This window comes from Bradyrhizobium sp. WSM1253 (genome assembly GCF_000244935.1).
Taxonomy (GTDB): domain Bacteria; phylum Pseudomonadota; class Alphaproteobacteria; order Rhizobiales; family Xanthobacteraceae; genus Bradyrhizobium; species Bradyrhizobium canariense.
The window spans coordinates 5,566,214-5,578,944 of the sequence record NZ_JH600073.1; the positions used below are offsets into that span (position 1 = coordinate 5,566,214).

Genomic DNA, 12,731 nt, shown 5'->3' on the forward strand with positions numbered 1-12,731 from the left:
ATTCTCTCATGTACGCTTACGACGAAATCGATCGCACGCTCGTCAACGAGCGCGTCTCGGAATTCCGCGACCAGGTGAAGCGCCGCCTCTCCGGCGAGCTCACCGAAGACGAGTTCAAGATCCTGCGGCTTCAGAACGGCGTCTATCTGCAACTGCACGCCTACATGTTCCGTGTCGCGATCCCCTACGGGACGCTGGCGTCGAACCAGTTGCGGGCGCTGGCCCACGTCGCGCGCAAATACGACCGCGGCTACGGCCATTTCACCACGCGGCAGAACATCCAGTTCAACTGGATCAAGCTCGCCGAACTGCCGGACGCGCTGGCTGATCTCGCCGAGGTCGGCATCCATGCGATGCAGACCTCCGGCAACAACATGCGCAACGTCACCTCGGACCAGTGGGCCGGCGTCGCGCCCGGCGAGATCGAGGATCCCCGTATCTGGTCGGAGCTGATCCGCCAGCACACCACGCTGCATCCGGAATTCTCGTTCCTGCCGCGCAAGTTCAAGATCGCGATCACCGCGTCGGATCACGATCGCGCCGCGATCAAGATCCACGATATCGGCCTGCGTCTGATCAAGAACGAGAAGGGCGAAACCGGCTTCGAGGTGCTGGTCGGCGGCGGTCTCGGCCGCACGCCGTTCATCGCCAAGACCATCAAGCACTTCGTCCACGGCCGCGACATCCTCAGCTACATCGAGGCGATCCTGCGGGTCTATAACCAGTACGGCCGCCGCGACAACATCTACAAGGCGCGCATCAAGATCCTGGTGCACGAGCTCGGCATCGAAAAATTCTCGCGCGAGGTCGAGGAGGAGTGGCAGCATATCCGCAACTCCTCGCTCCAGATCGACGACGAGGTGATCGAGGACATCCGCTCGCGTTTCACCTACCCCGCTTACGAGAAGCTGCCGCACAATCCGGACGAACTGCGCCAGGCCGCGGCCGATCCGGATTTCGAGGCATGGCGCAAGAACTCGGTCGCCCCGCACAAGAACCCGGGATATTCCATCGTCACGATCTCGCTGAAGCCGATCGGCGCGCCTCCGGGCGATGCCACCGCCGAGCAGATGGATGCGCTCGCCGATCTCGCCGACAAATATTCCTTCGGTGAGATTCGCGTGGGCCACGAGCAGAACCTGGCGCTGCCGCATGTCGCCAAGCGCGACCTGCCGGGCTTGTGGAAGGCGCTCGACAAGCTCGGGCTGGCAACCCCGAACGTCAATCTGATCACCGACATCATCGCCTGTCCGGGCCTCGACTATTGCTCGCTGGCGAATGCGCGCTCGATTCCGATCGCGCAGGAGCTGACGCGGCGCTTCGCCAACCACGAACTCGCCAATCTGATCGGCCGGCTCCACATCAACATCTCCGGCTGTATCAATGCCTGCGGCCATCACCATGTCGGCCATATCGGCATTCTCGGCGTCGAGAAGAACGGCGAGGAAGTCTACCAGATCACCATCGGCGGCCGCGCCGACGAGAGCGCCGCGCTGGGCAATCTGATCGGTCCAGGCGTCAAGTTCGACGAGGTCGCCGACGTGGTCGAGGACATCGTGGAAGCTTATCTGGCGCTGCGCGAGCGGCCCGAAGAGCTGTTCATGGACACGGTGAAGCGCCTCGGCGTCGAACCCTTCAAGGAGCGCGTCTATGCCACTCGTTAACGGCGGAAAGATCGCCGACGACAGCTTCGTCAAGCTCGCCGTCGACACGCCGCTACCCGAGAGCGGCGATGTCCTGGTCCCGGCCGAGCGTTTCATCGGCGAGGTGGATACGCTGCTCAAGCGGGCCGGCAAGGTCGGCGTGATCTGGCCGAACAATCGCGACATCGCCGAACTGGTGCCCTACCTCGGCAAGATCGCCGTGGTCGCGCTGGTCTTCCCGACCTTCCGCGACGGGCGCGCCTACAGCCAGGCGCGGCTGCTGCGCGAGCGTTACAACTACCGCGGCGAATTGCGGGCCACGGGCCAGGTGCTGCGCGACCAGTTCGTGTTCATGCTGCGCGCCGGCTTCGATTCCTTCGAGGTCAAGAAGCAGGCCGACGCGGAAGCCTTCATGCAGACCGCGAAGCGCTATTCGGTGTTCTACCAGCCGACCGGCGATGGCCGCATCACCGCGCTGCACCGGCGCATGCAGCTGCGCCACTCCGAAGGTGTCGGCACATGAGCGTCATCGCGCCTCAGGTTTCGCCCATATCCGGCTCTGCGCCGCCTTCGGCGCAGGAACTTGATCGTGCCTTGCGCGATGCCTCGCCCGCGGAGGTCATCGCAGCGGCCTTGAAGGCGGTCGGTCGCGACAAGCTCGCGCTGGTGTCGTCCTTCGGTACGGAATCGGCGACGCTGTTGAAAGTCATGGCCGACGTCGATCCGGCGATCCCGGTGATTTTTCTCGACACCGGCTGGCTGTTTGAGGAGACGCTTGCCTATCGCGATACGCTGATTGCGATGCTCGGCCTGAAGGATGTCCGCTCGATCAAGCCGGCGGAGGAGACGCTGGCGCGCGAGGATGGCGATCGCGACCTCTGGTTCTCCGATCCGGATGCCTGCTGCCGTATTCGCAAGGTCGAGCCGCTGGCGCGTGCGCTGAAACCGTTCGATGCATGGCTCAACGGTCGCAAGCGCTTCCAGGGCAGTACCCGCGCCGACATTCCTGTGGTCGAAGACGATGGCACAAGGTTGAAGTTCAACCCCTTCGCCAATGTCTCGCGTGAGGAACTCGAAGCGATTTTCGTCCGCGCCAAATTGCCGCGTCATCCACTGGCCGCCTCCGGTTTTCTGTCGGTTGGGTGTATGCCTTGCACCAGCAGAACGGCCGAAGGCGAGGACGCACGCGCCGGTCGCTGGCGCGGCCGAGCGAAGACAGAATGCGGCATCCATACGATGAAGATTTCGTAGCACAGTCGCGCTGCCCGGCTACGAACAAGGAAATCCGGTTCCGTTGACTTGAGCGCGTTTCGACCCGAGTTATGCCCGCATGCCATCGATGACACAGATGTCGTCGAGGTAAATGGAGATGGACATGATGCGCCGTATCGTCCCGCTCGCGGCAGGCCTCCTCGTGACGGCTTCTTTGGCAAGCTCGGCTCTCGCTGCTGACATCAATCTGCTGAACGTGTCGTACGATCCGACGCGCGAGCTCTATGCCGAGTTCAACAAGTCGTTCGCGGCTGCCTATCAGAAGGAAACCGGCAAGAGCGTCGAGATCAAGCAGTCGCATGGCGGCAGCGGATCGCAGGCGCGCGCGGTGATCGACGGATTGCAGGCCGACGTGGTGACGCTGGCGCTTGCCTACGATATCGACGCCATCGCCGGGAAAGGGCTCACCGCAGCCGACTGGCAGAAGCGACTGCCGCAGAATTCATCGCCCTATACCTCCACCATCGTGTTCCTGGTGCGGAAGGGCAATCCCAAGGCTATTAAGGACTGGGACGATCTGCTCAAGCCGGGCGTTGCCGTGATCACGCCGAACCCGAAGACGTCGGGTGGTGCGCGCTGGAATTATCTTGCCGCCTGGGGCTTTGCGCAGAAGAAATACGGCTCGGCCGACAAGGCCAAGGACTTCATCGGAAAACTCTACCAGCAGGTTCCGGTGCTGGATACCGGCGCGCGCGGCGCCACCGTGACCTTCGTCGAGCGCGGCGTCGGCGACGTGCTGCTCGCCTGGGAGAACGAGGCGTATCTCGCGCTTAAGGAATTCGGCCCCGAAAAGTTCGAGATCGTCGCGCCGCCGCTGTCGATCCTCGCCGAGCCGCCGGTTACGATTGTCGACAAGGTCGCCGATAAAAAAGGCACCCGCAACGCTGCCGACGCCTACCTTCAGTACTGGTACACCAAGGAAGGTCAGGAGATCGCCGCGCGCAATTTCTATCGTCCTCGCGATGCCGAGATCGCGAAAAAATACGAAAACGCCTTCGCCAAGGTCGAACTATTCACGATCGACAACGTTTTTGGTGGTTGGACCAAGGCGCAGAAGGAACATTTTGCCGACGGTGGCGTCTTCGATCAGATTTACAAGAACTGATCGGGCGCCGTCGGAGGGGCTTTAGCAGGGGGCCTGGTGAGCGTAATCGCAGCACGACGCCGGACATTGCCGGGCTTTGGTCTCACCATGGGACTGACGCTTTCCTGGCTGACCCTGATCATCCTGATTCCGCTCGCCGGGCTGTTCCTGAAATCGCTTGAGCTGAGCCCCGAGCAATTCTGGAACATCCTCTCCAGCCGCCGCACCCTGAACGCGCTGCGGGTGTCGTTCGGACTCGCTTTCGCGGCGGCCTGCGTCAATCTGGTAATGGGCAGCATCATCGTCTGGGCGCTGGTGCGCTACCGCTTTCCGGGCCGGCGCATCTTCGATGCCATCGTTGATGTGCCGTTCGCACTGCCGACGGCCGTTGCCGGCGTCGCGCTGACCGCCCTGTTCGCCGAGAAGGGCTGGCTGGGTGCGCCGCTTGCCGCGCTCGGCATCAAGGTGGCGTTTACGCCGGTCGGCATCTTCGTCGCCATGATCTTCATCGGCATCCCCTTCGTGGTGCGTACGGTGCAGCCGGTGCTCCAGGATATCGACCCCGAGATTGAGGAAGCCGCGGGCAGTCTCGGCGCCAGTCGCTGGCAGACCATCATTCGCGTGATCCTGCCCTCGCTGGGGCCGGCGCTGCTCACGGGCCTCGCGCTCGCCTTCGCCCGCGCCGTCGGCGAATACGGCTCGGTGATCTTCATCGCCGGCAATCTGCCCAACGTCTCCGAGATCGCGCCGCTCCTGATCGTGATCCGGCTATCGGAGTTTCGCTATGCCGACGCGACCGCGATCGCCGTCGTCATGCTCGTCGTCTCCTTCGTCATCATCTTCGCCGTCAACCGGCTCCAGCGCTGGGCGCAGAGCCGGATACCTGTGCGCTGAGGAGGATGCGATGACGATGCAGATCGCAGATTCCGTCTCACTTTCGGCTCCGGACGCCAGGGCACGCGCGCATGCCGCGGCCGCACGCAACAATCTCCGCACCGAGCCAAAGGCGGTCCGCATCGTCATCATCGCGCTGGCGGTGATCTTTCTCACCATGTTCGTCGTGCTGCCGCTGGCCCTGGTCTTCGCACAAGCTTTCTCAAGGGGCGTCCTCGCCTATCTCTCCGCGCTCGCCGACCCGGAAGCGTTGTCCGCGATCAAGCTGACGCTCGTGGTGGCGGCCATCTCGGTTGGTCTCAATCTCGTGTTCGGTCTCGTCGCGGCCTGGGCGATTGCAAAATTCGAATTCTCGGGCAAGACCTTCCTGATCACGCTGATCGATTTGCCGTTCTCGGTCAGCCCGGTGATCTCGGGTCTCGTCTTCGTGCTGCTGTTCGGCGCGCAGGGCTATTTCGGCGGCTGGCTGCGCGATCACGACATCCAGATCCTGTTCGCGGTGCCCGGCATCGCGCTTGCGACCACCTTCGTGACCTTCCCCTTCGTGGCGCGGGCGTTGATCCCGCTGATGCAGGAGCAGGGCACGCAGGAGGAGGAGGCCGCGATCTCGCTCGGCGCCTCGGGCCTGCAGACCTTCTTCCGCGTCACGCTGCCCAATATCAAATGGGGCGTGCTCTACGGCGTCCTGCTCTGCAACGCGCGCGCGATGGGCGAGTTCGGCGCGGTCTCCGTCGTCTCCGGCCATATCCGCGGCGAGACCAACACCATGCCGCTGCTGGTCGAGATTCTCTACAACGAATACCAGTTCGTCGCGGCGTTCGCGATCGCCTCGCTGCTGGCGATGCTGGCGCTGATCACGCTGATCGCCAAGACCGTTCTGGAAAATCACCTCGACGAAGGACATGACGCAAGTGAGCATTGAAGTCAGGAATCTCGTCAAGAAGTTCGGCAGTTTCAAAGCCCTCGACGGCGTCGACCTCAAGGTCAATGACGGCGAGCTGCTGGCGCTGCTCGGGCCGTCTGGCTCGGGCAAAACAACGCTGCTGCGGATCATCGCCGGGCTCGACTGGCCCGATTCCGGCGAGGTGTCCTTCAACGGCGAGGATGCGTTGGCGCAGGGCGCGCGCGAGCGGCACGTCGGATTCGTATTTCAGCACTACGCGCTGTTCCGCCACATGACGGTGTTCGAGAACGTGGCCTTCGGGCTGCGCGTGCAGCCGCGCGCGATCCGCAAGGACGAAGCGACCATCCGCGCGCGCGTCAAGGAGCTGCTCGATCTCGTGCAGCTCGACTGGCTCGCCGACCGTTATCCGAGCCAGCTCTCCGGCGGCCAGCGCCAGCGCATCGCGCTGGCCCGCGCGCTCGCGATCGAGCCGCGCATCCTGCTGCTCGACGAACCCTTCGGCGCGCTTGATGCCAAGGTGCGCAAGGAGCTGCGCAAATGGTTGCGTTCGCTGCACCACGAGATCAACGTCACCTCGATCTTCGTCACCCATGATCAGGAGGAGGCGCTCGAAGTCGCCAACCGCGTGGTGGTGATGGACAAGGGCAAGATCGAGCAGATCGGCTCGCCCGATGACGTCTATGAGAGCCCGGCGACCGCCTTCGTCCACAGCTTCATCGGCGAATCCATCGAGCTTCCGGTCCTGATCGCCGAGGGCGTCGTCAGGCTTGGCGACCGGCCGCTTCGGCTCGCGGCAGACGGGCATGCGCCTGGCGCGTCAAGACTGTTCGTGCGGCGACACGACATGTTGGTTGGCCCGCCCGGCAGCGGTGCCTTTGAGGGCGCCGTGCGGCATGTCCGGAATTTCGGTCCCGTGCAGCGAGCCGAGGTGGCACTATCAGGCGGAGAAACCATCGAGATTGACGCTCCCCGCGACAGGGAACTGCGCGCCGGCGACACGATCGGCCTGGAGCCCCGCCGCTACCGGATCTTTGCGGGCACCTGAGCAGGCGCGACGGATCAATTTTTCCTCAATATTCACCTTTCAGCCACGGTTGGTATGCAACAACGGCCCCTGATTTGGGGGCTCCTGTTCATGCGCGCCGCGGCCGCGATACTCATTCTTTTGCTGCTCGCCGGCTGCGCCGGCAACGAGGCACCGGTCCAGCAGCCGTCCATGTATGCCGATATGTCCGTTCCGGGCTCCAAGCTCGATGCGCAGGCGGCCGCGATCATGATCTCGCAATACCGCCAGAATAACGGGCTCGGGACCGTCGTGATCGATCCTGCCCTGATGAGTCTCGCCGAATCCCAGTCCCAGGCCATGGCTGCCGCCAACAAGATGGACCATGACGTCCGCGCGCCGCTGGCCAAGCGCCTCAGCGCCGGCGGCTATCCGGCGACCGTTGCGGTCGAGAACGTCTCGGCCGGCTATCATACGCTGGCGGAAGCGTTTTCCGGCTGGCGCGACTCGCCCCCGCACCGCGCCAACATGCTCAAGAGCGGTGTCACAAAATTGGGCATCGCGGCGGGCTATGCTCCCGGCACCAAATACAAGGTGTTCTGGACCATGATCCTGGCCTCGACGGACGCCCGATAAGCCAGACTTGATCCCGGGATGCATTGACGCCGCGGCAGACTGTCGCCACGGTCGCTCGCCATCTGCTACTGTTCCCGCATGATTGATCATAGTCCAGAAGTCGCAACAATCCCCGCGAACGCGCAACGTGTCCTGGTCCTCCAGGGCGGCGGCGCGCTCGGCTCCTATCAGGCCGGCGCCTTTCAGTCGCTCTGCCATGCCGGCTTCGAGCCGGACTGGGTCGCCGGCATCTCGATCGGCGCGGTCAATGCCGCGATCATCGCCGGCAACGAAGGGCAGACGCGCGTCAAGCGGCTCAAGGAATTCTGGGAGATGGTCTCCGCGCCGGTGCCGTGGAAGCCGATCGGCAAGAGCGACCACAGCCGCGAGCTGTTCAACTCGACCAGCGCCGCATTGATCGCGACCTTCGGCGTGCCCGGCTTCTTCACGCCGCGCATTCCGCCCGCGCCGCTCTGGCCGCCCGGCAGCCCGCAGGCCGAGAGCTATTACGACACCGCACCGCTGAAGAAGACGCTGGAGCGTCTGGTCGATTTCGACCGCATCAATGATCTGAAGACGCGGCTGTCGGTCGGTGCCGTCGGCGTCACTTCCGGCAACTTCAAATATTTCGACAATTTCGAGTTCAGGAAGCTCGGCAAGAAAATCGGCCCCGAGCACATCATGGCCTCCGGCGCGCTGCCGCCCGGCTTTCCGTCCGTTGTGATCGAGGGCGAGCATTATTGGGATGGCGGCATCGCCTCCAACACGCCGCTCGACTACGTGCTGGACGCCGAGACCGACCGCGATCTTCTCATCTTCCAGATCGACCTTTTCAGCGCTCGCGGCGATCTGCCGACCTCGCTGCTCGAGGCGACCGAGCGCGAGAAGGACATCCGCTTCTCGAGCCGCACGCGGATGAACACCGACAAGAACAAGCAGGTGCACAACGCCCGCAGGGCCGTGCGCGACCTGATTTCCAAATTGCCCGATTATCTCAAGAACGACCCTTCCGTGGAATTCCTTGCCAAGGTATCGCGCGAAAGCACTGTGACTGTGGTGCACCTGATCTACCGCAGCAAGAACTACGAATCCTCGTCCAAGGATTACGATTTCTCGCATGTCGCCATGGTCGAGCATTGGGAAGCCGGCGTGCGTGACGTGCATCTGTCGATGCGCCACAAGGACTGGCTCGAGCGGCCGCAATCCGGCGAGACCATGGTGACCTACGATCTCACGGGGGACGTCACTGCGCCCCCGCCAAAAAGGAGCGAGTAATATGGGAAGTCTGTCAGGCAAGAACGCCGTCGTGACCGGGTCGACCAGCGGCATCGGGCTCGCCTATGCGCGCGCCTTCGCCGCCGCCGGCGCCAACGTCGTCATCAACGGCTTCGGCTCGCCGGAGGACATCGAGAAGGAGCGCACCAAGATCGAGTCCGATTTCGGCGTGAAGGCGGTCTATTCGCCCGCCGACATGACCAAGCCCGCCGAAATCGCCGGGATGATCGCGCTCGGCGAGAAGAGTTTTGGTTCGGTCGACATCCTCGTCAACAATGCGGGCATCCAGTTCGTCTCGCCGATCGAGGAATTCCCGCCGGAGAAATGGGACCAGATCATCGCGATCAACCTGTCCTCGGCCTTCCATGCCATTCGCGCCGCCGTCCCGGGCATGAAGAAGAAGGGTTGGGGCCGCATCATCAATACTGCTTCCGCGCACTCGCTGGTCGCCTCGCCCTTCAAGTCGGCCTATGTGTCGGCCAAGCACGGCATCGCCGGCCTGACCAAGACCGTGGCGCTGGAGGTCGCGACCAGCAAGATCACCTGCAACTGCATCAGCCCGGGCTATGTCTGGACGCCGCTGGTGGAGAAGCAGATCCCCGACACCATGAAGGCCCGCAATCTCACGCGCGAGCAGGTCATCAACGACGTGCTGCTCGACGCGCAGCCGACCAAGGAGTTCGTCACCTCCGAGCAGGTCGCGGCCCTCGCGCTGTTCCTGTGCGGCGACGATGCCGCGCAGATCACCGGCACCAACCTGTCGATCGACGGCGGCTGGACCGCGGAGTAGTTCGGCGGTGCCGTAGGGTGGGCAAAGGCGCGTCAGCGCCGTGCCCACCATTGTTTGTTCGAATGAGGAAAAAAGTGGTGGGCACGCTTCGCTTTGCCCACCCTACAAGATGATATCGGACGACGCCGTTCTCCGTTCAGTGCGTCCAGGCCAGCGCCGTCTCGAATGCCGAGGACAGGTGCAGCTCCGCGAACATGATCTTGCCGGCGACCACGAACAGCACGCAGGCAAGTGTCAGGCGCAGCACCGTCTCGGGCACGCGTGTCGCGCTAAAGCTGCCGACGACGATGCCGGGCAGCGAGCCCAACAGCAGCACGCCCATCAGCGCCCAATCCACGTCGCCAAGCGCCCAATGCCCCATTCCGGCGATCAGCGTCAGCGGGACCGCATGGGCGATGTCGGAGCCGACGATGGTCGCCACCGGCAGTCGCGGATAGAGCAGCAGCAGAACGGTGACGCCGACCGCGCCGGCGCCGACCGATGAAATCGAAACCAGCACGCCGAGCACGATTCCGGTGACGACGGTCGCGATCGCCGTGGTGCGGTCATCGACCTGCTCCAGGCGCCGGCGATAGCGCTCCATGATCGATCTGCGGAAGATCAGCGAGGTCGCAGTCAGCAGCAGTGCGAAGCAGAGCACGAGGTTGACGAGATTGCGCTCGGAATCGCTCTTGAGGTCGAGCTTCCACAGCACGAGCAGCGTCAGCGCGCTCGCCGGAAGGCTGCCGCAGGCGAGCCGCAGCACCGCCGGCCAGTGCACGCTGCGCGACCAGCCATGCACCACGCTGCCGCCGGTCTTGGTGGCGGCGGCATAGAGCAGGTCGGTGCCGACCGCGGTCGATGGATGAATCCCGAACAGCAGGATCAGCAGCGGCGTCATCAGCGAACCGCCGCCGACGCCGGTCATCCCGACCAGCAGGCCGACGCCGAAACCGGAGGCGACGTAGAGTGGATCGATCATGTCCAGGGAATCTTAGGTTTATCTCGTCAGTTGGGCAATATGACGTAGAATAAACTTTCCCTGCGGCGCAACCGCTTGCACCGAATAAGAAAAATCCTCCTGCAGGGGGGCGGAGCGGAGGCGTTTTCTCCAATTCATCGCCCTCTCGCGAAACGGACATTTCGGTTAGACGTCAAAACCGGAATCCAGAGCTTCGGTTCTCATTCAATCAGAACCGATAACGCTCTAGACTAGGCATATTGCTTTCCGGGCTCATTCAGCCCCGCGACCGGTCGCGGTGACGTGTGGCGGATGTGGACGATATGGATGACGTCGCCACGGACACGGTAAAACATCCGGAATGGGTAGCGGACGACCGCTGCGACACGAACCTCGGAACGGTGCGCAACGCGTGGCGCCGAGAAAGGCGCGACACGGACACGTTCCACGACGTCAACGAATCTCTGGCCGACAGCTTCCGCGATCACAGGGCTGGCGTTGCTGGCATAATAGGTCGCGATGTCCGCGAGATCAGCAAGCGCCTCTCGCGTCCAGACGACCTTCATCCGCGCCCAAATTTCGCGAAGGCCTCCGCAACCTCGGCATCCGTAGCGACCTCGCCGCGATCCATCGACGCCAAGGCCGCGTCGATGCTTCGCAATTCCTCTTGCGTTGCAAGATACTCGCCGCCGAGCAGCTCACTCTCGATTTCGCTTGCAATGGCAACCAACTCCTTCTGGGCCTCTTCAGGCCAAGTCTGGGCACGTTCCAGAAGGTTTCGCAGATCGCTTGCAGCCATGGATCCGACTATATCAGGCGGCGGATGGCTTTCCAATCGCCTTGAGCCGATGGCTAGCGTCCGAACGCCAGCACGTGCAGGCCGAGCCGTTGTCGCACGATCCAGAACAGCAGCACCGTCTCGAAACTGAGCGAGATCGAGGTCGCGGCCGCAGCACCGTGGCCGCCGAAGCGCGGCACCAGCGCGATGCAGAGCACCAGGTTCATCGCAAACGCCAGCGCATAGGCCAGCGCGCAGATCTTCTGCTGGCCGAGCATGTTGAGCAGCCGTTCGACCGGGCCGATCGCGGAACGGACCACGAGGCCGATCGCGGCGACGAACATGATGTCGTAGCCGACCACGAATTGCGGTCCGAACAGCCAGAGCAGCGGCTTGCCGAGCGCGAGCAGCACGATGGTCGCCGCCAGCGACGGCCAGAACGTCCAGTTGATGGCATGCGCCACGTAGGCCGACAGCCGCGCCTTGTCGCCCGCAGCGTTGTATTCGGCGAAGCGATGCGCTGTTGTCGCCGACATCGCGTAGTGGATGAAGGAGACCAGCGCCAGCGTCTTCACCACGGCGAAATAGACGCCGACCTCCTCGGAGGGGCGGAACTGCTGCAGCACCAGCACGTCGGTGTAGGACAGCAGCAGGTAGAAGCTTTCGACCAGCAGGATCGGCAGCGACACGGCGAGCCAGCCGCCGATGTCGTAGGCCTTGGGGCCCGGCTCGATATGACCGCCGAGCTTGCGGTTCAGCACCACCATCTGCCCGGTCATCGCGATCCACACCGCGCCGGCGCTCGCGACCATCGCGGCGACCGCGCCGAGATGATAGCCGAGCAGGAAGGCGCAGGCCGTGATGACGATGATCAGCGCCTGGCGAATGATGAATTGCGGCATCAGGCCGAGCTGCATCCAGTCATGCGAACGCGCGATGCCGTCCTGGGTGTTGGCGACGACGAAAGCGGGCAGCGTCATGCAGCCGATATAGAGCGGCAGCTCTTCGGCCGGATCGATCCAGGGCGACAGCAATTTGACGATACCGGCAAGGCCGAGCGACACCAGTGCGGAAACGGCAAAGGTCAGCCAGCGGCTGCCCGAGAGAAAGCCGCGGAGCAGCGCATGCTCGCCACGGCCGCGGTATTCCGGAATGATTTTTTGCGCGGAGGCCGACATGCCAAAGTCCATCATGCTGCCGAGCAGCAGCACCCAGGTCCAGACATAGACATAGACGCCGTAGTCCGACGTTCCCATCCAGCGCGCGAGCAGGACCTGCGAGAAATAGGCAAGACCGGCGCTGATCATGCGGATGACGAAGATGGTGCCGGCCAGCCGCCGCGTCAGCGATGCCTCGCTCGACCCGCCCGTCAATTTGTCGCGCAGCCGCGCGATGAGGCCGGCAGGTCCGGTCGTTGCGGGTTCTGCATCCATCACGGCCAATTCGAAGGGTCCCCGAGGCGCACACGCGCATGCCGCGGAAGGCTTCTGCGCTAGCCTTGGGGATTAGCAACCATTCGTTAAGATTCGGTTG

At 63.5% G+C, this 12,731-nt stretch carries 14 protein-coding genes; 10 read left to right on the forward strand and 4 right to left on the reverse strand.

The window, feature by feature from the left end; translation table 11 throughout:
* The first annotated feature begins 8 nt into the window (after positions 1-8).
* The 10 genes from BRA1253DRAFT_RS27645 to BRA1253DRAFT_RS27690 all read left to right on the forward strand — a co-directional run bounded on the left by BRA1253DRAFT_RS27645 (position 9) and on the right by BRA1253DRAFT_RS27690 (position 9,480).
* Positions 9-1,664: a nitrite/sulfite reductase gene (locus BRA1253DRAFT_RS27645; protein WP_007599843.1), complete on the forward strand. Its 1,656-nt coding sequence runs from the start codon at positions 9-11 to the stop codon at positions 1,662-1,664.
* Complete coding sequence (locus tag BRA1253DRAFT_RS27650; protein ID WP_007599845.1) at positions 1,651-2,166, forward strand: DUF934 domain-containing protein; 516 nt, start codon at positions 1,651-1,653, stop codon at positions 2,164-2,166. Before BRA1253DRAFT_RS27645 ends, BRA1253DRAFT_RS27650 begins: the two co-directional genes overlap by 14 nt.
* Entirely contained in the window at positions 2,163-2,894 is a 732-nt protein-coding gene (locus BRA1253DRAFT_RS27655; RefSeq protein WP_007599847.1) for a phosphoadenylyl-sulfate reductase, read from the forward strand. Before BRA1253DRAFT_RS27650 ends, BRA1253DRAFT_RS27655 begins: the two co-directional genes overlap by 4 nt.
* Positions 2,895-3,006: 112 nt before the next feature.
* Positions 3,007-4,020 carry a sulfate ABC transporter substrate-binding protein gene (locus BRA1253DRAFT_RS27660; protein ID WP_088941139.1) on the forward strand — a complete coding sequence of 338 codons (1,014 nt, stop codon included), beginning with the start codon at positions 3,007-3,009 and terminating at the stop codon, positions 4,018-4,020.
* A gap of 87 nt (positions 4,021-4,107) precedes the next feature.
* Positions 4,108-4,893, forward strand: coding sequence for a sulfate ABC transporter permease subunit CysT (cysT, locus tag BRA1253DRAFT_RS27665; protein ID WP_007599849.1), 786 nt, complete (start codon positions 4,108-4,110; stop codon positions 4,891-4,893).
* Positions 4,894-4,903: 10 nt separating this feature from the next.
* The gene (gene cysW / locus BRA1253DRAFT_RS27670) at positions 4,904-5,815 is read left to right on the forward strand and encodes a sulfate ABC transporter permease subunit CysW (protein WP_007599850.1); all 912 of its coding nucleotides are present in this window, start codon (positions 4,904-4,906) and stop codon (positions 5,813-5,815) included.
* On the forward strand, positions 5,805-6,842 hold the full coding sequence (locus BRA1253DRAFT_RS27675; RefSeq protein WP_007599851.1) for a sulfate/molybdate ABC transporter ATP-binding protein: 1,038 nt from the start codon (positions 5,805-5,807) through the stop codon (positions 6,840-6,842). Before cysW ends, BRA1253DRAFT_RS27675 begins: the two co-directional genes overlap by 11 nt.
* 90 nt (positions 6,843-6,932) lie before the next feature.
* Complete coding sequence (locus tag BRA1253DRAFT_RS27680) at positions 6,933-7,436, forward strand: CAP domain-containing protein (RefSeq protein WP_007599852.1); 504 nt, start codon at positions 6,933-6,935, stop codon at positions 7,434-7,436.
* A gap of 78 nt (positions 7,437-7,514) precedes the next feature.
* The gene (locus BRA1253DRAFT_RS27685) at positions 7,515-8,690 is read left to right on the forward strand and encodes a patatin-like phospholipase family protein (protein ID WP_007599855.1); all 1,176 of its coding nucleotides are present in this window, start codon (positions 7,515-7,517) and stop codon (positions 8,688-8,690) included.
* Position 8,691: 1 nt separating this feature from the next.
* Positions 8,692-9,480 carry a 3-hydroxybutyrate dehydrogenase gene (locus tag BRA1253DRAFT_RS27690; protein WP_007599857.1) on the forward strand — a complete coding sequence of 263 codons (789 nt, stop codon included), beginning with the start codon at positions 8,692-8,694 and terminating at the stop codon, positions 9,478-9,480.
* Positions 9,481-9,616: 136 nt separating this feature from the next.
* Here the strand turns inward: BRA1253DRAFT_RS27690 and BRA1253DRAFT_RS27695 are convergent, their stop codons facing one another.
* The 4 genes from BRA1253DRAFT_RS27695 to BRA1253DRAFT_RS27710 all read right to left on the reverse strand — a co-directional run bounded on the left by BRA1253DRAFT_RS27695 (position 9,617) and on the right by BRA1253DRAFT_RS27710 (position 12,640).
* The gene (locus BRA1253DRAFT_RS27695) at positions 9,617-10,441 is read right to left on the reverse strand and encodes a sulfite exporter TauE/SafE family protein (protein WP_007599859.1); all 825 of its coding nucleotides are present in this window, start codon (positions 10,439-10,441) and stop codon (positions 9,617-9,619) included.
* Between the two features lie 230 nt (positions 10,442-10,671).
* Positions 10,672-10,986, reverse strand: a complete 315-nt coding sequence (locus tag BRA1253DRAFT_RS27700; RefSeq protein WP_007599861.1) for a type II toxin-antitoxin system RelE/ParE family toxin — start codon at positions 10,984-10,986, stop codon at positions 10,672-10,674.
* A complete protein-coding gene (locus BRA1253DRAFT_RS27705; protein ID WP_007599863.1) occupies positions 10,983-11,219 on the reverse strand; it encodes a hypothetical protein in 237 nt (78 codons plus the stop codon). Before BRA1253DRAFT_RS27705 ends, BRA1253DRAFT_RS27700 begins: the two co-directional genes overlap by 4 nt.
* A 53-nt stretch (positions 11,220-11,272) precedes the next feature.
* Positions 11,273-12,640, reverse strand: coding sequence for a flippase (locus tag BRA1253DRAFT_RS27710; RefSeq protein ID WP_035994027.1), 1,368 nt, complete (start codon positions 12,638-12,640; stop codon positions 11,273-11,275).
* Positions 12,641-12,731 lie beyond the last annotated feature (91 nt).

Excerpts from the sequence above, each read along its gene's own strand:
- BRA1253DRAFT_RS27650 (WP_007599845.1), top strand. The coding sequence starts at position 1,651 with ATGCCACTCGTTAACGGCGGAAAGATCGCCGACGACAGCTTCGTCAAG.
- BRA1253DRAFT_RS27690 (WP_007599857.1), top strand. The coding sequence starts at position 8,692 with ATGGGAAGTCTGTCAGGCAAGAACGCCGTCGTGACCGGGTCGACCAGC.
- BRA1253DRAFT_RS27680 (WP_007599852.1), top strand. The coding sequence starts at position 6,933 with ATGCGCGCCGCGGCCGCGATACTCATTCTTTTGCTGCTCGCCGGCTGC.
- BRA1253DRAFT_RS27700 (WP_007599861.1), bottom strand. The coding sequence starts at position 10,986 with ATGAAGGTCGTCTGGACGCGAGAGGCGCTTGCTGATCTCGCGGACATC.
- BRA1253DRAFT_RS27705 (WP_007599863.1), bottom strand. The coding sequence starts at position 11,219 with ATGGCTGCAAGCGATCTGCGAAACCTTCTGGAACGTGCCCAGACTTGG.
- cysT (WP_007599849.1), top strand. The coding sequence starts at position 4,108 with ATGGGACTGACGCTTTCCTGGCTGACCCTGATCATCCTGATTCCGCTC.
- BRA1253DRAFT_RS27645 (WP_007599843.1), top strand. The coding sequence starts at position 9 with ATGTACGCTTACGACGAAATCGATCGCACGCTCGTCAACGAGCGCGTC.
- BRA1253DRAFT_RS27655 (WP_007599847.1), top strand. The coding sequence starts at position 2,163 with ATGAGCGTCATCGCGCCTCAGGTTTCGCCCATATCCGGCTCTGCGCCG.
- BRA1253DRAFT_RS27660 (WP_088941139.1), top strand. The coding sequence starts at position 3,007 with ATGGAGATGGACATGATGCGCCGTATCGTCCCGCTCGCGGCAGGCCTC.
- cysW (WP_007599850.1), top strand. The coding sequence starts at position 4,904 with ATGACGATGCAGATCGCAGATTCCGTCTCACTTTCGGCTCCGGACGCC.
- BRA1253DRAFT_RS27695 (WP_007599859.1), bottom strand. The coding sequence starts at position 10,441 with ATGATCGATCCACTCTACGTCGCCTCCGGTTTCGGCGTCGGCCTGCTG.
- BRA1253DRAFT_RS27685 (WP_007599855.1), top strand. The coding sequence starts at position 7,515 with ATGATTGATCATAGTCCAGAAGTCGCAACAATCCCCGCGAACGCGCAA.